Source organism: Corynebacterium hesseae (genome assembly GCF_037850265.1).
Lineage (GTDB): Bacteria > Actinomycetota > Actinomycetes > Mycobacteriales > Mycobacteriaceae > Corynebacterium > Corynebacterium hesseae.
Genome location: NZ_CP137211.1, coordinates 1,123,208 through 1,143,655, shown reverse-complemented (window position 1 = coordinate 1,143,655; position 20,448 = coordinate 1,123,208). Strand labels below are relative to the sequence as shown.

Sequence of the window (20,448 nt, the reverse complement as noted above, 5' to 3'; positions counted from 1 at the left end):
AAATACGCAATTGTTACAGTCTCGTTACATAACGGCGTAACACCAGTAAGACCGTGCATTAAGCTGTGACCAAGGTAACCAAATACTGGTCAAGGTGCCGAATTTCAGTTGGGTAGGGCCTTTTGCCTCGTTAGCGTGGATGAGTCCTATTCTTAATCTCAATCTCAAGGAGAGATCAGTGCAAGACTCCACTTGGTATGTCGTTGCGATGATCATCTACCTGCTTGCCATGGCCGCCATCGGCTTCTGGAGCTACAAGCAGACGGATGAGTACGACGACTACGTTCTCGCCGGCCGCGGCCTTCACCCGTTCGTAGCCGCCCTATCCGCCGGCGCCTCCGATATGTCCGGCTGGCTGCTTATGGGCCTGCCCGGCGCATTGTTCCTGACCGGCATGTCCGAGCTATGGATGGCCATCGGCCTTCTCATCGGCGCTTGGGCCAACTGGAAGTGGGTCGCGCCGCGTCTGCGTTCCTACTCCGAGATCGCCGGCAACTCGATTACCGTTCCCTCCTTCTTTGAGAACCGCCTGCACGATAAGTCGCGCTTGCTGCGCATTATCGCGGCGGCGATCATCATCTTCTTCTTCACCTTCTATGTCTCCTCCGGCATGGTGGCCGGCGGCCGCTACTTCGAGTCCAGCTTCGGCGGTGACTACATGGTCGGCATGCTCGTCGTGGCTGCCGTGACGGTCTTCTACACCTTCGTCGGCGGTTTCCTCGCGGTGTCCTACACCGATACCGTCCAGGGCCTGCTCATGTTCGCCTCTCTCATCATCGTGCCGATCATGGTGCTCTTCTCCTTGGACAACCCGGGCGAGATTTTCAGCTTCGCCGCTGAGAACCCGTACGCCACCGGTGGTGTAATTGAGAACCCTGACTACTTCTCCTTGTTCTCTGGTGTGTCTGCCGCCGTCATCATCGGCAACCTGGCCTGGGGCTTGGGCTACTTTGGCCAGCCGCACATCATCGTGCGCTTCATGGCGCTGCGTAAGCCTTCCGACGCCCGCGCGGGCCGCTTCTACGGTGTGAGCTGGATGGGTATCTCCCTCATCGGTGCTATTTTCGTCGCGCTCTCCGGCACGGTTTTCTTCACTGAGACCAGCCACTCCATCACTGACCAGGAGAACTACGAGACCATCTTCCTGGACATGGCACAGGTTATGTTCCACCCGCTCTTCGCAGGTCTGGTCCTGACCGCCGTTCTGGCAGCCATCATGTCCACGATGTCCTCCCAGATGCTCGTGGTCTCCACCTCCCTCATTGAGGATCTCTACCTCATCTTCGCCAAGAAAAAGCCGAGCCAGAACGTCCTGATCAACCTGTCCCGTACCGCTGTCGTGGCCATCGCCGTCATCGCTGCCGTGTTGGCCATCAACCCGTCGGATTCGATTCTGGGTCTGGTCGGCTTCGCCTGGGCCGGCTTCGGCTCCGCCTTCGGCCCGCTGGTGCTGCTGTCGCTGTATTGGAAGCGACTCAACTCCACCGGCGCCATCGCCGGCATGATCACCGGTGCTGTCGTTGCGATTGGCTGGGGCATGAGCCCGCTGGGCGATACCCTCTACGAGCTGGTACCGGGCTTCATCTCCGCTCTGCTCGTGACTGTCGGCGTTTCCCTGGCCACCAAGGCTCCGGATGAGAAGGTCACCCAGGAGTTCGAGGAGGCATCCCGCCTGGCCAAGCTCGTTGAGAAGAACGATGACTTGGACTTCGAGGAGGCAGCGGAGCAGGTTCAGAAGTAGGCCTCTCCCCCTCTCCCCTCACGCGCGAACCCCGCTCCAGCAGTCCAGTTACTGCTGTGGCGGGGTTTCGCTTGTGATTGGATCGGATGGCTCTACATGGTCGCTACTCAAAAGGCATTTCCCAAAAGGTGCCTTTGCTTCGAGAACGCCGTGTCCGAGCCTTTAAAGGGTGTCTTTACCCCCCAAAGAAACCTTCTTACTGATGCCTTCTGGGAAATGCCTTTTGACTGCATCCATGTAGCCCTCCCTGTGCGCTCACAGGCTTCCTGCTCATACGGGAACCGCGAGCACCCCCGCGCAGTCTAAAAGTCCATGAACCTGCGCACGGCCTATATAGGCTTCCTCTCCGTGGCAACTGTTGTCTACGGCGGCTATCACCTCCTCCCCGGCCCAGACCTGGGCGTGGCAACCGTGCCCGCGCGCGTGCAGGTCCCCGGCTATGAACGGGAAGACTTCGGCGGATGGGCACCTGGAACACGGGACAACGTCAAGGCCGCGCAGACTATCGACGGGGCCCTCTACGATCCCTATGCCCGCGCGCCCGCGCCGGACCGCGTGGAAGTTGACCACGTCTTCCCGCTCGCGGCGGCCTGGGACCTTGGGGCATCAGTGTGGCCGCCGGATAAGAAGATGGCCTTTGCTAACGATCCGCTCAACCTCGTCGCCACCGCCCGCAACCTCAACCAGGCCAAGTCCGATTCTCTGCCGGCCGATTGGCTCCCGCCCGCCGACCGTTGCGACTACTCGCAGCGGCTTGCCGCAGTGGCCCGCAAATACCAACTACCGCTGCCCTCCCGCGACTACGTAGTCATGCGCCACCAGTGTCGATTCGATTTCATCTCACCGCGCCGTTAGACTCTCGCAGGGAAAAGCCCCGTACAGAAAGGTATAAGCACCCTCCCATGACTAGCTTGCTCATCTTCCTCCACGCCTTCACCGCTATTTTGTTGGTCGGTACTGTGTGTATCTCCACCTCCGCCTTCCCCGGCCAGCTGGCAAAGGCGGCCTCCGGTGATGCTTCTGCGGCTGGTGCCGCCGGTGTCCTCAACAAGATCACCTCGACGTATGGCTATATCTCCGCTATTGTTCCGGTCATTGGTCTAGCTGTCTTCCTTACTGACCTCAATACCTACAAGTCCCAGGTCCAGTTCCACATCGCCCTTCTTCTGGCTGTCATCGCCTGGGTTATCCTGCTCGTCGTGGTCATCCCGAAGCAGAACCAGGCCATGTCCGCGATTGCTGCCCCGGGCAGCGCCGATGTGGCCAAGCTAAAGAAGCAGCTGGCTATGTTCTCCGGCATCTTCAACCTGCTGTGGGTTGTGTGCGCCATCCTGATGTACGTCTAATCCTTCGGGTCTAGGCCCCAATAGCGAAAACCTCCCAAGCTCGCACGATGCGTGAACGAGTTTGGGAGGTTTTCTTGTGTTGCTCTAACGCCGCTGCGGCGCCGAGCGGAGGCTAGTCGCGCCAGCCGCCGCGGCGTCCACCACGATCACGGCCGCGTCCACCGCGGTCACGGTCACGGTATCCGCCACGATCACCGCGTCCACCACGTCCTCGCCCGCCGTAACCGCCGCGGCCGCGGTCATCGTCGAAGTTCCGGCGCGGCGGGCGTCCGGTATCCTTCTGAATCTTGATGAGCTGGCCGGAAATGCGGGTGTCCTTGAGACGGTCCAGCACCGCCGGGTCCAGGTTCTTCGGCAGGTCCACCAGGGTGTGGCCCACGGCGATGGTGATGCGGCCGAAGTCCTTGGAGGTCAGGCCACCTTCGTTGGCCAACGCACCCACAATGGCGCCGGGGCGCACGCCTTGGCGCTTGCCGACGTCCAACCGGTACGTCTCAAAGTCCCCGTCCGGGCGGCGCGGGCCGCGGTCACGGTCGCGGCCACCACGGTCGCGCCCGCGGCCATCACGATCGCGGTCACGCCCGCGGCCATCGCGCTCAAAGCGATCGCGCTCGCGGCGGTCCTTCTTGGACACCGGGCGCTCCTTGAGCAGGAAGTCCGTTCCGCCCTGCAGCTGCACAGCCAGGGAGGCCGCGATGTCATCCATCGCCACGTTCTCTGCCGCGGAGTATTCGCGCACCATGTCGCGGAAGAAGTCGAACTGCTTGTCCTGCTGGGAGGCACCGATGGCCGCGAAGAACTTCTCCTTGCGCTTGGCATTGACCTCATCCGCGGTCGGGAGATCCATCTCCTCCAGGCGGGCGTTGGTCACGCGCTCGATGGAGCGCAGCATGCGGCGCTCACGCGGGGTGACGAACAGGATGGCCTCGCCAGTGCGGCCAGCACGGCCGGTACGGCCAATGCGGTGCACGTAGGACTCGGTGTCATTCGGGATGTCGTAGTTGACCACGTGGGTGATGCGGTCGACGTCGAGGCCGCGGGCAGCAACGTCGGTAGCCACCAGGATGTCCAGGCGGCCATCCTTGAGCTGATCGACGGTACGCTCACGCTGCTGCTGCGCGATATCGCCGTTAATGGCAGCGGCGTTGTAGCCGGCCTCCTTGAGGCTGTCAGCGACATCCTCCGTGGCATGCTTCGTGCGGCAGAAGACGATGATGGCGTCGTAGTCAATGACCTCGAGGATGCGAGTGAAGGCATCCATCTTGTGGCGGTGCGGCGTCAGGAGGAAGCGCTGCGTGATGTTGTCATTGGTGCGGCGCTCCGACTTCACCGTGATTTCGGCAGGGTTGTTGAGGTACTGCTTGGACAGGCGGCGAATGGAGTTCGGCATCGTGGCCGAGAAGAGTGCGACCTGCTTGTCCTCTGGTGTGTCCTCAAGAATGCGCTCAACGTCTTCCTGGAAGCCCATGTTGAGCATCTCGTCCGCCTCATCGAGGACGAGGAAGCGCAACTGGGAGATATCCAGGGAGCCCTTCTCCAGGTGGTCGATGACACGGCCCGGGGTACCCACAATGATCTGGGCACCACGGCGCAGACCAGAGAGCTGGATGCCATAAGCCTGGCCACCGTAGATAGGCAGGACTTCGATGCGACCCAAGTGGTCGGCGAAGGACTGGAAGGAGTCCGCAACCTGGAGAGCCAGCTCGCGCGTGGGCGCAAGGACAAGGGCCTGCGGATAGCGAGCCTCAGTATCGATCTGGGAGAGCACCGGCAGTGCAAAGGCTGCGGTCTTACCCGTACCCGTTTGGGCGAGGCCGACGACGTCGCGGCCCTCCATGAGGATCGGGATGGTTTCTTCCTGAATCGGGGATGGCTTGGTAAAGCCCACCTTGGACACGGCTTCCTGAACGTCATCGGGAAGGCCGAGGTGTGCAAAACCCTGGGAGTTGTCGTTGGCTGAAGCTTCTTCAGCGCCGGTGTCCTCAGGGTTATTCGCAGCCCCGGTGTCATGGTTCGACACCTGCGAAGCGTCCAATGCTTCGCCACCTTGCGAGTTTTCCTGAGATTCCGACTTATTGAATTCTTCCGGCTCGTTGACGCCGCCGGTGGCGTTATCGGTAATGCTCATTGCTCAAACCAGAGTACGGCACTGAGGTGAGATTAGCTATTTCTCCCCACGACCTGTCTCTTCCCGACGCGGCACCCCGGCACCTCGAACTTCAGCCAAGGCCCTTTAACTCAGCCCCATTTGACCCAGCCCTTTGAATCACACTTAGTCCCCGTCCGCGAAGGCCCGAAAAGACCGAAGATACCAAACCCAAAGGCACCATTTGCGGCTTCCGAAATCTAAAACCCCACGTCAATACATGTCGGTTTCTTTATAAGGTGCCCCTCAAATGGTGCCTTTGCCCCGGCCTAGACTTCGCGGCCGCCCACGAAGGTCTTCCAGGTCATCGGCATGCCCGGGCGGTAGGCCAGGTGGATAGCGCTCGGGGCATCGAGCACGTGCAGGTCCGCGGCTGCACCGACCACCAGCGAGCCCTTGGCCGGGCGGCCCTTCGCGTCCTTGCCCTCACCGACATCCTGGCGGCGCAGCGCGGTGGCACCGCCCAGCGTGCCGGCGGCAATGGCCTCATCGAGGGTGAGGTGCTGCTGGAGCACGGCCGTAGTCACGCAGAAGTTCATCGAGGACGTGTACGAGGTGCCCGGGTTGAGGTTGGAGGCGATCGCGACGGTCGCGCCGGCATCAATAAGCTTGCGGCCCGGTGCCAGCGGCTCACGCGTGGACAGGTCGCAGGCAGGCAGCAAGGTGGCCACCGTATCCGAAGACGCCAGCGCCTCAACATCGGCGTCGCTGAGGTAGTTGACGTGGTCCACGGAGGCCGCACCCAACTCCACGGCGAGTGCTACGCCTGGACCCTCGCCGAGCTGGTTGCCGTGCACACGCACGCCTAGTCCTCGGGCCTTGCCGGCCTCCAGCACGCGGCGAGACTGCTCCTCATTGAAGGCACCGCGCTCGCAGAAGACGTCGATCCATTGCACGTGCTCGGCCACCCCGTCGAGCATGGGACCAACCACCTCGTCGAGGTAGGTCTCGGCCTCTGCTCCCGGTGGCACGAGGTGCGCGCCGAGGAAGGTCACGTCATCGACGTGGCGGGCCGCCACGCGAGCGGCCTCAACCTCGGAGGCGGTGTTGAGGCCGTAGCCGGTCTTGGTCTCCAGGGTCGTCGTTCCCCCGCGGCGGGCGGCGGCGATGCGCTCCACCAGAAGCTTTTCCAGGCGCTCCTCCCCCGCCGAACGGGTCGCGTCCATGGTCACGGCGATGCCACCGGCCTGGTAGGACTCGCCCGCCATGCGAGCTTCGAACTCGGCGGAGCGGTCGCCGTCGAAGATCATGTGGGTATGGGAATCCACCCAGCCCGGCAGAACTGCGCGCCCGCCAAGGTCGACCTTCTCGTCCGCGACTGGCGCCTCGGAGGCCGGTCCGATCCAGGCGATGGTGCCGTCGGTGTTGGCGATGAGGGAGGCGTCGGCAAGCGTGCCTGCCTCCGACACCGTGCGCAGCTCTGAGATTCCAGTAAACAGGGTGGACATGATCTTCTTTTCCTCTCTTGTCTAGTCGCGGGCCTTGAATTCCATCGGGATACGCACGCCGCGCTCGTCGGCGACTTCCTTGGCGCGAGTGTAACCGGAATCCACGTGGCGGATAACGCCCATGCCCGGGTCGTTGGTGAGCACCGCGCGCAGCTTGGCGGCGGCCAGCTCGGTGCCATCGGCGACGGTGACCTGGCCCGCGTGGATGGAGCGGCCCATGCCCACGCCACCGCCGTGGTGGATGGATACCCAGGTGGCACCGGAAGACACAGCGGTCATGGCGTTGAGCAGCGGCCAGTCAGCCACGGCATCGGTGCCATCGAGCATGGCCTCGGTCTCGCGGTACGGGGAGGCCACGGAGCCGGAGTCCAGGTGATCGCGGCCGATGACGATCGGGGCCTTGATCTTGCCTTCCTTGACCAAGTCATTGAAGAGCAGGCCAGCCTTGTGGCGTTCGTTGTAGCCCAGCCAGCAAATACGCGCCGGCAGGCCCTCGAACTCCACGTACTCCTCAGCGGCATCAAGCCAGTTGTGCAGGTGCTCGTTGTCCGGGAAGAGCTCCTTAAGCGCTTGGTCGGTGACCTTGATGTCCTCTGGGTCGCCGGAAAGCGCTGCCCAGCGGAAGGGGCCAAGACCCTCGCAGAAGAGCGGGCGGATGTAGGCCGGGACGAAGCCCGGAAACTCGAAGGCGCGCTGGTAGCCGGCCTTGCGGGCCTCGTCGCGGATGGAGTTGCCGTAGTCGAAGACCTCGGCGCCCTCGTCCTGGAATTCAACCATGGCCTGGACCTGGGCGGCCATGGCCTCGCGGGCCTTCTTGGTGAAGGTGGTCGGGTCCGCCTTGGCCTCGTTGTGCCAATCCTCGACGGTGATCTCGGTTGGCAGGTAGCTCAGCGGGTCGTGCGCGGAGGTCTGGTCTGTGACGATGTCCACGGTGAACTCGCCCGCGCGCTGGCGGCGCAGCACCTCCGGGAAGACCTCGGCGGCGTTGCCCACGAGTCCCACGGACAGCGGCTTCTTGTTTTCCTTGGCGTCGAGCACCAGCTTGAGGGCCTCATCCAGGTCGGTAACGACCTCATCGAGGTAGCGCTTGGACTGGCGGCGCTTCAGGCGGGTCTCGTCCACGTCGACAATGAGGCAGGCGCCGCCGTTCAAAGTAACGGACAGCGGCTGCGCGCCGCCCATACCGCCGCAGCCACCGGTCAGGGTGAAGGTGCCGGCGAGCGTGCCGTTGAAGCGCTTCTTGGCCACGGCCGCGAAGGTCTCGAAGGTACCCTGCAGGATGCCCTGGGTGGCGATGTAGATCCAGGAGCCGGCCGTCATCTGGCCGTACATCATCAGGCCCTCGTCCTCGAGTTTGCGGAAGTGCTCCCAGTTGGCCCAGTCACCGACCAGATTAGAGTTGGCAATGAGCACGCGCGGCGCCCACTCGTTGGTCTTCCAAATACCCACCGGCTTGCCGGACTGCACCAGCAGGGTCTCATCGGATTCGAGGTCCTTGAGGGACTCCACGATGGCATCGAAGGCTTCCCAGCTGCGGGCAGCGCGTCCGGTGCCGCCGTAGACCACGAGGTCCTCGGGGCGCTCGGCAACCTCGGGGTCGAGGTTGTTCATGAGCATGCGCAGCGGGGCTTCGGTCTGCCAAGACTTGGCGTTCAGTTCGGTTCCGCGCGGGGCGCGTACTTCGCGGGGTTCAGACATGACTTCCTTTCGCTCGTGCTTTTCGACGCCTTCCCAAGCCCCAGGCCGGTTTCCCGGGGCTGTCCCTTTAAGGCTTGGTCAGCGTCACACAGGACAAGTTACTGTGACGCAGCACCATGAGCCAGGACACTTTTGGCCTAGCTGTCTCAGATACAAGACTGTCGCACGACCAGTACTGCAGCTGCGCGCTGCCCGCAGGTCTGCACTTCTAGGTCTGCACTTTTGAAATCAAGGGCGCACGAGAAAGCCCCATGGCACATGCCATGGGGCCGGGGTGGAGTTAGCGCAGCGTGCCGACGGCCCCTTCTACCGCAGCCACCAGCGCACCTTCCTTAACCAGGCGCACGGTCTCCTCAATCTCCGGGGAGAGGTAACGGTCAGTGCCCGGCCCCTGGACAGTCTTGCGCAGAGCGTCGATGACCGCGCCAGTACCTTTGGCCGGCTGGCCCTCACGCATATCAATAGCGCGGGCGGCGGTGAGAATTTCGATGGCAAGCACGCGCTGCAGACCGTCGACCGCCTTGCGCAGCTTGCGCGCACCCGACCAGCCCATGGAGACGTGGTCTTCCTGCATCGCCGAAGACGGGATGGAATCCGCCGAAGACGGGTTGGCCAGGCGCTTGAGTTCAGAGACGATGCCCGCCTGCGCATACTGCGCAATCATGTGGCCGGAGTCCACGCCCGGATCATCGGCCAGGAAGGCGTTGAGGCCGCGGTTGCGAGCGACGTCGAGGAAACGGTCGGTCCGGCGCTCAGAAATGGAAGCCAGGTCAGCCACAACAATGGCCAAAAAGTCCAGCGCATAGGCCACCGGCGCGCCGTGGAAGTTACCGTTGGAAACCACGCGCCCATCCTTGGCCACAACCGGGTTGTCGACGGCCGCGGCAAGCTCCCGCTCCGCAACCAAGGCGGTGTGCGCCAGGGTATCGCGGAAACCACCGGCCACCTGCGGCGCGCAGCGCACCGAATAGGCGTCCTGGACCTGCTTCTTCTTGAAGTCCTCGAGGGCCGCCTCGAGAATCTCCGAGCCTTCCGCCACCGTCAGAATATTGGCCGCGGCATCGGCCTGGCCCGGGTGCGGGCGCAGCTGCTGCAGGTCATCGGCGAAGACCACCAGGGTGCCCAGCAGGCCTTCCACGGTCATTGCGGTGGCAATGTCCGCGGTTTTGGCCAGTTCTCGCAGATCTGTAATAGCCAGGCACAGCTGGCCCAGCATGCCGTCGGTGCCGTTAATTAGCGCCAAGCCTTCCTTCTCCCGCAGCTTGAGCGGCTCAATGCCGGCAGCCTCCAGGGCCTCAGCGGCTGGGGTGATGTCGCCGCCATCGACGCGCACCTCGCCCTCGCCCAACAGCGCCAGCGCGCAGTGCGCGAGCGGCGCCAAATCACCGGAGCAGCCCAAGGAGCCGTATTCGCGAACCACTGGGTGGATATTCGCATTGAGCACCGCGGCATAGGTCTGCGCCACCACCGGACGCACGCCGGTGCGGCCAGTACACAGGGTGGACAGGCGCAGCAACATGAGCGCTCGGATAACCTCTTGCTCTACCTCCGGGCCCGTACCCGCAGCATGGGAGCGCACGAGCGAGAGCTGCAGCTGCGCGCGCATCTCCTCCGGAATGTGACGGCGGGCCAGCGCGCCGAAGCCGGTAGAGATTCCATAGACCGGAGTCGGGTCCTGGGCCAGCTCCTCGACGCGCTCGCGAGTGGAGGCGATTTCCGCCAGGGCATCCTCAGAAATCTCTACCTGTGCGCCATAGCGCGCTACGGCTACAACCTCTTCGATGCTCAGCGCACCGATACCCACGGTCACGGTGGAGGGATAAGAATTGGACATGTAAGGCTCCTTCAACGTCACTGCATTACCCGCACCTCGCCCCTTTTAATAAGGGGAAGAAAAGGCACGCGAAAATACGTACTTGCTTTCACAAGTTTAGAAAAATAGTGATACGCGCGACAGCCTTACGCGCTGCGCACATAGTACAACAGGTTCCCCGGCGCGCAAACACTTCACGCACCCACGCGCTAGCGGCGCCCGTACATCCTCGCCGCCACCTGCTGCGCAGCCGCGTGTAATTTCTGCGCCACTCCGGCGGCATCAACGGTGCCCACAGGAAAAGTCACCGCCAACGCCGCCGCGGGCCTGCCCACGTGGTCCACCACCGCCACGCCAACCGACGCCTGCCCCCGCGCCACCACCTCAATTTCTTCGGCCCAACCACGCTCGCGTACCTGGCGCAGTATCTCCTTGTACTCCCCAAAACCTAAGGAACCAGGGAAATAGGCCGCCCGCCATTCCGCTTCTGGTAGCAGCGCCAGCATGGCGCGCCCGGAGGCCGTCTTTTGTGCCTGCAGGCGCACTCCCCTCTCCGTGACCAGTGACAGCGCCCCCGGCGCGCGCACCTCGTTGAGGTAGAGGATCTCCGACCCCGCCAAACGTGACAGGTGCCCCGAGCCGCCCACAGTGCTGGCGATGCGTTCAAGATGCCCCTGCGTTGCCTTCACGAGGGGCTGCTGCGTGGCATAAGCCGCGGCCATGGAGTAGGCAGCGAGCCCCAACCCATAGGTTTGGTTCTCCGGGAGGTGCACCACGAATCCCGCGTCTACCATCTCCTTGAGCAGGTGGTAGGTGGACGAGCGCGGCAGGTTCAGCTCACTGCGAATGCGCGCGGCGGAAATCGGCACGTCGATGGTGGACAGCAGCCGGAGGATTTCCAGCGCGTTGCGCGCCGCCGGGACTCGGGAGGTACTCATGGGCCCACATTCTAGTGAGCCCTCGACTGAGCCTTCCTTAGGTCACCAGGAAGGCAATCGGCGTCGCAATAATGATGGTCAGCACCACGCGCTCGAACCAGATGACCACAATCTGCCACAGCTTGATCGGAATCTTGGTGGCCAGGATGCAGGGCACCAGCGCGGAGAAGAAGATGATGGCGGAAATCGCCACCACGCCGATGACAAACTTGAGCACCATGCTCTCAGAGCCCGCCACTGCCGTCGCCGGCAGGAACATCTCCGCAATGCCCATTGCCGCGGCCTTGCCCGCCAGCTCCGGTTCCGGCAGCTGGACAATCCACGCGAAGGGATAGAACAGGTAGCCCAACCAATCGAAAAGTGGAGTGAAGTTAGCCAGCAGAAGGCCAATCAGGCCCACGGACATAATGGAGGGCACGATCGCCGCCGCCATGCGCACGCCATCGCGCAGGTTCTCCCAAATGGCAGCACCCAAGGACGGCGCGCGGTCCAGCGCCAGCAGCGCCTCGCGCCACGCGGCCTTGATGAAGTTACCCTTGACCGGCTTTTCGGGGTCCGGTTGCACGCCGTCCACGTACTCATCAGGGATCCTGCTCAGCGGCGGAATCCACACAGTGATTGCAGTAACCACAAAGGTCACCACGAGGGATACCGCGAAGTAGGTGCCCCACATGCCCATCAGATCGAGCTGCTTGGCGACGATCACCATGAAGGCCGCCGAGACCGTCGAGAAGCCCGTCGCGATGATGGATGCCTCACGCGCAGTGTAGCCGCCGCGCTGATACACGCGGTCAGTAATCAGGATTCCCAGCGAGTAAGAGCCCACGAAGGAGGCCACCGCATCGATGGCGGAGCGCCCCGGCGTGCGCCAGAGCGGGCGCATGATGGGCTGCATGAATACGCCGACGAATTCCAGGAGGCCATAGCCAATCAGAAGGCCGAGGAAGGCGCCGCCAATCGGCACGATAAGGCCTACCGGAGTGGCAATGGAATTCCACAGGAAGGGCACGATGTCCTCGTTGGCCAGCACTCCCGGCAGCGTTCCAATGACCATGAGGAAGGAGACCACTAGGCCCACCACGTTGAGCGCGGTAAAGACCGCCTGCAGTGGCCCCTCCCGCCAATTCTTGTTCACGATGCTGCGCACCGTGCCATAAAGCGCCAGCGCCAGGATGAACCAGGGCACGAAGGCATCGGCATAAGTGCGGATGATGGTGACCATGTGGTCAAGCGGGATGGACTTCTTTCCGTCATAGCTAATGGGAAAGAAGAATACGAAAGCGCCAATAGCGCTGTAGACAAAGAGGCGCCAGATGCCCTTCTTGGAGGGGACATCGTCGTCGCTCTCGTAGAAGGCGTCAACGATTGCGTCTTCAGAGTTCATGTTCTACCTCACGGTGGTGGAAACTACACGTCATTAGCATGGCCACAAACGCGTTCTCTTAAATGATCGCGCCGATCAAGCACACGCCAAGAAAAGGCGGTTGCTTGAAGCCGTGCCCACGCGACAGCCACACGCAGGTCTTCCACATACTAGCGGCACCACACATACTTGTCACACACGTCACCCCCACAAGCGGAATGAGTTCCCCGCCATAGAGCCCAACCGTGCCACCCCACCACAAAATTGACCCCACGTCTGAACTAGAGGAAAGTAACTCCCAGACCCACCCGCACCAACTACTCCCCTTAATCCGCGGCGCTAGGACCACCAAGCGCCATACAGGGGACAGAGGAGGACGCATCCCCGTGGCAGAAACCACCGCCAAGCGCCCCGGCTTGAAACACCGGCACCTGCACTTCATCGCCTTAGGCTCGGCCATCGGCACCGGCCTGTTCTATGGCTCCGCCGGCGCCATCCAAGCCGCCGGCCCCTCGGTGCTCTTGGTCTACCTTCTCGGCGGCGCCGTCGTCTACTTCCTCCTGCGCGCACTCGGTGAGATGTCCGTGCACCACCCCGTCACTGGCTCCTTCGCCGAGTACGCCCGCACCTTCCTAGGCCCCTGGGCCGGCTATATCACTGGCTGGATGTTCGCCTTCGAGATGGTCATCGTGGCCCTGGCGGATCTCACCGCCATCGGCGTCTACATGCAATTCTGGTTCCCCGGCTCGCCCAAATGGGTGTGGGTAGCCGCCACACTGCTTCTCGTCGGCGGCGCCAACCTCGCCACCGTCAAGGCCTTCGGCGAGCTGGAATTCGCCTTCACCATCGTCAAGGTTGGTGCGGTCATCGCGATGATCCTCGGCGGCGTGGCTGTCCTAGTATTCGGCCTCTCCACCGCGGAGACCACCGGCCCGGCCAACCTGGTCAACGATGGCGGTTTCTTCCCCAACGGTATTTCCGGAATGGTCGCCTCCTTCATCCTGGTCCTCTTCGCCTTCGGCGGCACGGAGATCGTCGGTGTGGCCAGTGCGGAGGCAGAAGATCCCGCCAAGTCCGTGCCGAAGGCCGTCAACACCATCCCGGTGCGCATCCTGCTGTTCTATGTCTTGGCCATCCTGGTCATCCTCATGATCAACCCCTGGCGCAGCATCACCGGTGAGGAAAGCCCCTTCGTCCAAATCTTCTCCACCCTCGGCGTCACCTGGGCCGCGGCCGCCCTCAACATCGTCGTCATCACCGCGGCTGTTTCCGCCATTAACGCCGATCTCTTCGGCGCCGGCAACGTCCTTACCGGCCTGGCACGCCAGAACCTCGCACCACAGATCATGGCGAAGAAGACCCGGGGTGTGCCCGTCATGACCATGATCATCCTGCTCATCGTCATGATCATCGGCACCGCGCTCAACGCCCTCATCCCGGATAACGTCTTCGAGGTCATCGCCTCCCTGGCCACCTTCGCCACCATCTACGTGTGGCTGATGATTCTCCTGGCCCATGTGGCCTCCCGCCGCCAGATGCCCACCGAAGAACGCGCCAGCCTGGAATACACCGTCCCCTTCTGGCCCTGGGGCCAATACTTCTCTATCGCCTTCATCATCTTCACTTTTGGCATCATGGTGTGGCAGGAGCAGTACCGCCCGGCACTCGCCACAGGCGTTATCTTCATCCTCCTCATGACAGCCATCTTCTACCTCACCGGCCGCCGCACCGCCGCGCGGGCCCCACAGGGAACGGGCCCGCAAGAAGCAGACGCGAAAGGATAACCATGAACACCGTTGATGCCCCCGCCTACTCCCCTGCCCCCGAGTGGTCCGGCCGCTCCGATGGCCCGGGCCCCGAGCATGCGCGGTGGCACAGCGTGGTTCGCCCGCTGGACGTCGCCAAGCCCCAGGCAGATCCCGGCGTCGCACTCTTGGGCTTCGCCTCCGACGAGGGCGTTGAGCGCAACCATGGACGCCCCGGCGCGGCTGCAGGCCCGGCCGCCCTGCGCAGCGCCCTGGGTTCCCTGGCGCTGCACCATACGCACCCGCTTTACGACGCCGGCACGATCACCACCCAAGGCACCGACCTGGAGGGCTCCCACGAGCGCCTCTCCGAAGCAGTGGAGACACTCTCGCGCGCCGGGCACCTGCCCATCATCCTCGGCGGCGGCCATGAGACGGCCTTCGGCTCCCACCGCGGCGCCTTCCGCGCCCAGGGCCCACTGCAGATCATCAACCTGGACGCGCATTTCGATCTCCGCACCGCGGACGTGCCCACCTCCGGCACCCCGTTCAAGCAGATCTCTGAGCTGGTCGGCCGCGAAGACTTCGACTATTCCGTCCTGGGAATCTCCCGCCCCAACAACACGCCGGTGCTTTTCAACGAAGCCGCCGCCCTCGGCGTCACCGTCGTCCTCGACGAGGAATTGCTCAGCATGGACCGCGCCGAACTGCGCGCCACCGCCGAGCGCATCTGCGCCGGCACCACACCCATCCACCTCTCCATCGACTTGGACGTTCTGCCCGCCGACCAAGCCCCTGGTGTCTCCGCCCCCGCAGGCCTCGGCGTCCCGGTAAACATCATCCGGGAACTCGCACTCACCATCGCCGCCACGGGACGCCTGGCGCTTGTCGACGTCGTCGAGCTCAACCCCGCCTTCGACACCGACGCCCACACCGCCAAGCTGGCCGCGCGGTTGATTGATGACATTGTGACTGCGCATATTTCTGCTGCCACGGGCGCGAATTCCTAGATAAGACCGGGGCCAGCCGGCATACTGGTCCCCATGAGTTCACCGATTCGTGTTGTCGGCGCCGTCTTCGTTGAGGGCAATCGCTTCTTGGCCTGTCGAAAGGCTCCTGGAAAGTCCCTCGCCGGCATGTGGGAGTTTCCGGGAGGCAAGATTGAGTTGGGCGAAACCCCGGACCAGGCGCTGGCGCGTGAGATCAAGGAAGAGCTTTCCGTAACCGCAACCGTTGGCGACAAGGTCACCTCGACCTTGTACGAGTATGACTTCGCCACCATTGAGCTAACTACATTCCTGTGCCGCATCGAGTCCGGTGAACTAACCCTTAGTGATCACGACGAGACGCGTTGGGTGACCTCACCTGAGGCACGGGAACTCGACTGGGCTCCCGCAGACATTCCCACCGTCAAACTCATTTCTTCGCGCCTATGAGCTCCGAATCCATCCTGCCCTTCGGCATCTACGAAACCCCGGTCACCGCTCGTATTCAGGAGCGGATCGAGGAGACCAAACGGGCTCGCCCCACGGCTGCTACTGGCATCGCTCACGAGTCCACGAAGGACGTCAATCCGCGCTTCGCCGCGGCAGTGTCTCAGCATTTCGCCAAAGCACTTGAACAAAAACTCACCGAGATGACGAAGGCGGAAGACCGCGTTGCCCTCATCAATGCGCTAGCACAACATCTTGGTGCGGATGAGTCTATCGCCGCAGAACAGCTGCTCTACGCCATCTATCGATCAGAGCTCGAGGAGGCCCCGGAGCTTCCGGAAGTCTCGCTCAACACCAGTGCCTTGTTCACCAACAGCGTGGACGACACCAATATGTCGGTTGAGATCGCCCGTGAGATTAGAACGGCGGACTCCGTCGATCTGCTGTGCGCTTTCATCAAGAGCTCGGGCATTGCGATCATCAGCGATGAACTGGAATACCTCAGGGATCACCAGATTCCGTTGCGAGTCATTACGTCCACTTACTGCGGGGCGACCGAAGCAGCCGCAGTGCGCCGACTCGTGGAAGATTACGGTGCTGAAGTCCGCATTTGCTACGAACACAAGAGCACACGTTTGCATGCCAAGGCCTGGCTCTTCCGCCGCCAGTCTGGTTTCGACACCGCCTTCATCGGCAGCTCAAACCTTTCGCGCTCAGCGCTGGTTGATGGTTGGGAATGGAACGTCCGGGGTTCTCGTTCCTCCACGCCGGAGATCATTGAGAAGTTCATCAAGACCTTCGATAGCTATTGGTACGACAATCACTTCAAAACCTTTGTTCCGGAGAAGGACTACGCGCGCCTCAAGGAGGCTCTTGGCAGCGCCAAGTTCCTCGAATCAAAGCCCGGCGAGAAGCTCGAGCTATCTGGCCTTCGCGTCGAGCCCTACCCCTACCAAGAAGAGATGCTCGAAGCTTTAGAGTCCGAGCGCGAAGTTCACGATCGTCACCGCAACCTCCTCATTGCCGCCACCGGTACAGGCAAGACGGTCGTGGCCGCATTGGACTACCGCCGCCTTTGCGAGAAGCTGGGGCGAAGGCCACGGCTGCTTTTCATTGCCCACCGGCGTGAGATTCTCACCCAGGCCCAGCGGACGTACCGCGAGGTTCTTCGTACTGCCAGCTTTGGCGAACTCCTCCTAAGCGGTGAGCAACCCAGCCAGTGGGACCATGTTTTCGCGAGCATCCAGTCTCTGCATGGCGAGCGCCTAGCACAGATTGCGCCGGACCATTTTGAGGTCGTCGTCATTGATGAGTTCCACCACGCCGAAGCTTCGACCTACCGCGCAGTCCTTGACTACTTGCAGCCGCGTGAGCTCCTGGGGCTAACGGCTACGCCGGAGCGCGGTGACGGCGAGAACGTCCAGAAGTATTTCGACTATCGCGTAGCCCATGAGCTTCGCCTCTGGGATGCATTGCGCCTCCAGCTCCTCGCGCCGTTGCACTACTACGGAGTCGACGATGATACCGACCTGACAAGCCTAACCTGGAACCGTGGAAAGAAGGACTACCAAGCTTCGGAGCTAAGCGAGTTTTATATCAAGGCCGGAGAAAAGCGCACCAAGTTCATCATCAACGAGCTCAACCGTCGCATCTTCGATCTCTCCGAAATGAAGGCCCTTGGCTTCTGCGTGACCATCGCCCACGCCGAATACATGGCGGAGCAATTCAACCTTTTTGGCATCCCTGCCCTAGCGGTCAGCAGCAAGCTCAACGTTGATGAGCGTCGTCGCGCCATCGAGCAGCTTCGCGAAGGCACTATCAAAATCATCTTCGCGGTCGATATTTTCAACGAAGGCGTCGACATCCCAGCGGTCAACACGCTGTTGCTTCTGCGCCCGACGCAAAGCCCGGTGCTCTTCGTCCAACAGCTTGGCCGGGGTCTGCGCCTCAACGAAGGAAAGAACGCCTGCACCGTCTTTGATTTCTTAGGTCTCCAGCACGAGGAATTCGATTTCGAAGAGCGCTTCAAGGTGCTTACCGCCGCTCGCGGAAAGAACCTCGCCAAGGAGGTAGAGCAAGGATTCCCCACTGCCCCGCCTGGCTCTAGCATCACCTTGGACCGCGTAACGACCGAGCGCGTTCTCAAGAACATCAAACGCTTGGCCCGGAACACCGTTAAGAAGATACGAGCACTCATTACTGACTACGGCTCGACCGACCTCGCAAGCTTCATAAATAGCTCTGGCGTCCCCGTGGAAGACATCTACCGTCGCAAGGGCATTACGTGGACCACGCTGCTTCGCGACGAGAACCTGCTGCCCTCCGGCCCTGCGAGCGAGCACGAAGAGTTTCTACTCAGCCGAATCCGGGTGCTGTTACACATCAACGATCCCAACCGCCTAGCGGCCTACAGTCTCCTGGTTTCTCCGGATGGGCCATATGAGAACGATATGACTCCCGAGCAAGTCCGGTACGCCACCATGCTTGTGCTGGCTCTGTGGGCGAACTCAAATACGGCAATTCCAGAGACCATTGACCAGGCCCTGGGCATCATCCGCGCCTGCCCTGCCTTCGTCGCCGAAGTAACTCAGGTTATGCGGCTCACACTCGACCGCTCCCGAGTCATCCCAGAGAAATCGACGAATAGTGTCTTGGAAACACACGCGGATTACAGCCTCGCCGAACTCGTCGGCGCTTTGGACGACGGCTCTCTGCGCAAGCTCGCCAACCTCCCACGCGAAGGAGTCCGCCGCTTCGATGCCTCTAACACTGATCTTTTCCTGGTTACTTTCCAAAAGGATGAGAACGTTAGTGCTTCGACAAACTACCGCGATTACCCGCTAGCACCGGATCGTTTGCACTGGGAATCCCAATCCACCACATCACTTAAGTCCGCGATGGCCCGCCGCTACATCCACCACCATGAGCTCAACGGCAACATCATCATCGCAACCCGTTTTAATAAGAAGAACAAGGTGGATACGGCTTCGGCATATACCTTCCTAGGAAACGTCGATTACGTCACGCACAGCGGTGAGAAGCCGATCCAGTTCGAATGGAGCCTCCGCCGTGACATGCCCAAGCAGCTTTATGCAGCCGGGCGCACTGTGGCTTAAACCTCACATTGAGTTAAACCAGGAAGTTGACGCCGTAACCACCATAAATTAATCTTTTCTTAGCAGATTAAGAAGTAATTAATCTCTGTTGCCTTGATGCAGAAAAATGGAGGTCGGTTATGGGAGCCGCGAGCGAGCGTAGCCAAAAGCGCTGGAACCGCCCAGATACCGGTTCCGAAACTTCCGTGTATGGGTTTACGCGTTTTAGGGAACGCAGCTTCAAGACTGGCACCACCCCACGCTGGGCTGCATGCAGCAAGAAAGCGCGCCACACGAGCTAAGTAGCATTAGCCCCGCCCCGAAACTCCGTCAGCACAACTCCGCTAGCAATTCGCAGTCGGACTATTCTGCTCTCTATCGCTGCGGGTGGTAGCGGCGGCGCAACCCACGCAGAATGATCTTCCGCTCACCCAAGGTGTCGCGGCCGAATGCCCACGCAACAATGCCGGCCGCAGCCACCACTGCGCAGAAGCCGAAAGCGGTCTCAAATCCGTACTTATCCGCCAGCAGCCCGATGAAAATCGGGCCTAAAATCTGCCCGAAGTCACCTGCCATCTGGAACGTCGACAGCACCTGTCCGCCCGAGCGCTGCGAGCCGACAATGTCCGCCACGGCTGCTTGCTGCGACGGAGCGATGAGGCCCGATGCCGCGCCGGACAGGGCGGAGAGGATGAGGAGGGATACGATGTTCGCCGCCAAGCCCAGCGTGCCAACGAACAATGCGGAGCCCACCAGTCCTGCAATGATGAGCGGGCGGCGCCCGACCCGGTCGGACCATGATCCGGAGAACTGCAGGACAATGGCGTTGCCGGCGGCGAAGGCCGCCAGAGCGACGCCCGACGTCGAGGCGCCGTTGGCAAAAATGGCGGCTGCGAACAGAGGGAGGACAGCCACGCGCACGCCCATGTTGATCCAGCCTTGGGCAAAATTCGACGTCAGTACCGCCCGGTAGGCGGTATCCTCCCAGGCTTCCGCCAAGTGCATCGGACGGAGTTGGCGCCGGCGCTCATCGGCGCGATTGACCGACGGCATGAGGATCCACACAACCAGCGCGGCGATGGCCACACCGGTGCCGTAAATAAAGAAGGGCCACCGGAACCCCAGGAAGGAAAGGCTCGCACCCACGAGCGGACCAATCACGTTGCCGAGAAGAAAGGATGTGGCGTAGGTGGCCGAACAGCGCCCGCGGATGCTGGGCGGTGCCAGGCGCACGATGAGCCCCATCGCCGCGACAGTAAACATCGTCGAGCCAATGCCGGCGATAGCCCGCAGAGCGACGATCTGCCAGTATTCCTGCGCCATTCCCACCAAACCGGTGGTGAGCGCCACGGTGAACAAACCTGTCACGTACACGCGGCGCGTGCCCACGCGGTCAATGAGGAAGCCGGCGGCCGGGGCGAAGACAAGGCGGCTGGCGGAAAAGACGGAGACAACGAGCCCGGCCGCCGCCATCGAGACGTCGAAGCTGACGATGAACTGTGGAAGCAGCGGCGCAATGAGCCCGTACCCCAAGGCGATGATGAACCCGGCGGTGACCATGACCCAAATTTCCCGCGGGATCTTAACCTGCGGAGCTGCAGTATTTTTCATATCGCCATTCACTGTATCCCACCCCGTCAAATCGTCGAACGTTTCATCGAGCATACGTTCCCAAAGAGTTC

The 20,448-nt window shown here is 62.0% G+C and carries 14 protein-coding genes; 7 read left to right on the top strand and 7 right to left on the bottom strand.

Translation table 11 applies throughout. The features are described 5' to 3' along the window. The first annotated feature begins 178 nt into the window (after positions 1–178). From putP to R3O64_RS05330, 3 genes are all read left to right on the top strand, one after another. The gene (gene putP / locus R3O64_RS05340) at positions 179–1,741 is read left to right on the top strand and encodes a sodium/proline symporter PutP (RefSeq protein ID WP_070524987.1); all 1,563 of its coding nucleotides are present in this window, start codon (positions 179–181) and stop codon (positions 1,739–1,741) included. Positions 1,742–2,053: 312 nt separating this feature from the next. Next, positions 2,054–2,596, top strand: a complete 543-nt coding sequence (locus tag R3O64_RS05335) for an HNH endonuclease family protein (protein ID WP_070531210.1) — start codon at positions 2,054–2,056, stop codon at positions 2,594–2,596. Between the two features lie 47 nt (positions 2,597–2,643). Beyond that, positions 2,644–3,087, top strand: coding sequence for a DUF2269 domain-containing protein (locus R3O64_RS05330; RefSeq protein WP_070531213.1), 444 nt, complete (start codon positions 2,644–2,646; stop codon positions 3,085–3,087). A gap of 112 nt (positions 3,088–3,199) precedes the next feature. On the opposite strand, the gene R3O64_RS05325 is transcribed toward R3O64_RS05330, so the two are convergent. The 6 genes from R3O64_RS05325 to R3O64_RS05300 all read right to left on the bottom strand — a co-directional run bounded on the left by R3O64_RS05325 (position 3,200) and on the right by R3O64_RS05300 (position 12,514). Next, entirely contained in the window at positions 3,200–5,215 is a 2,016-nt protein-coding gene (locus R3O64_RS05325) for a DEAD/DEAH box helicase (protein WP_101736589.1), read from the bottom strand. 287 nt (positions 5,216–5,502) lie between these two features. Beyond that, positions 5,503–6,681, bottom strand: coding sequence for an imidazolonepropionase (gene hutI, locus R3O64_RS05320; protein ID WP_339017446.1), 1,179 nt, complete (start codon positions 6,679–6,681; stop codon positions 5,503–5,505). Between the two features lie 21 nt (positions 6,682–6,702). After that, on the bottom strand, positions 6,703–8,379 hold the full coding sequence (locus R3O64_RS05315) for a urocanate hydratase (RefSeq protein ID WP_070531219.1): 1,677 nt from the start codon (positions 8,377–8,379) through the stop codon (positions 6,703–6,705). Between the two features lie 280 nt (positions 8,380–8,659). Further along, complete coding sequence (hutH, locus tag R3O64_RS05310; RefSeq protein WP_339017445.1) at positions 8,660–10,213, bottom strand: histidine ammonia-lyase; 1,554 nt, start codon at positions 10,211–10,213, stop codon at positions 8,660–8,662. Positions 10,214–10,401: 188 nt separating this feature from the next. Continuing rightward, positions 10,402–11,130, bottom strand: a complete 729-nt coding sequence (locus R3O64_RS05305; RefSeq protein WP_070562946.1) for an IclR family transcriptional regulator — start codon at positions 11,128–11,130, stop codon at positions 10,402–10,404. Between the two features lie 37 nt (positions 11,131–11,167). Next, positions 11,168–12,514 carry a YjiH family protein gene (locus R3O64_RS05300; protein ID WP_154736986.1) on the bottom strand — a complete coding sequence of 449 codons (1,347 nt, stop codon included), beginning with the start codon at positions 12,512–12,514 and terminating at the stop codon, positions 11,168–11,170. A gap of 365 nt (positions 12,515–12,879) precedes the next feature. Between R3O64_RS05300 and R3O64_RS05295 the strand changes: the two genes are divergently transcribed. Genes R3O64_RS05295 through R3O64_RS05280 form a run of 4 tightly spaced genes read left to right on the top strand, consistent with a single transcriptional unit; the run spans position 12,880 to position 18,787 of the window. After that, the gene (locus R3O64_RS05295) at positions 12,880–14,277 is read left to right on the top strand and encodes an amino acid permease (protein WP_143335170.1); all 1,398 of its coding nucleotides are present in this window, start codon (positions 12,880–12,882) and stop codon (positions 14,275–14,277) included. Between the two features lie 2 nt (positions 14,278–14,279). Beyond that, positions 14,280–15,248: a formimidoylglutamase gene (gene hutG / locus R3O64_RS05290; protein ID WP_339017444.1), complete on the top strand. Its 969-nt coding sequence runs from the start codon at positions 14,280–14,282 to the stop codon at positions 15,246–15,248. Between the two features lie 33 nt (positions 15,249–15,281). After that, on the top strand, positions 15,282–15,674 hold the full coding sequence (locus tag R3O64_RS05285; RefSeq protein ID WP_070644756.1) for a (deoxy)nucleoside triphosphate pyrophosphohydrolase: 393 nt from the start codon (positions 15,282–15,284) through the stop codon (positions 15,672–15,674). After that, the gene (locus R3O64_RS05280) at positions 15,671–18,787 is read left to right on the top strand and encodes a DUF3427 domain-containing protein (RefSeq protein ID WP_339017442.1); all 3,117 of its coding nucleotides are present in this window, start codon (positions 15,671–15,673) and stop codon (positions 18,785–18,787) included. Before R3O64_RS05285 ends, R3O64_RS05280 begins: the two co-directional genes overlap by 4 nt. 354 nt (positions 18,788–19,141) lie before the next feature. Here R3O64_RS05280 and R3O64_RS05275 read toward each other — a convergent pair whose 3' ends face one another. Next, complete coding sequence (locus tag R3O64_RS05275; RefSeq protein WP_239248461.1) at positions 19,142–20,377, bottom strand: MFS transporter; 1,236 nt, start codon at positions 20,375–20,377, stop codon at positions 19,142–19,144. Positions 20,378–20,448 lie beyond the last annotated feature (71 nt).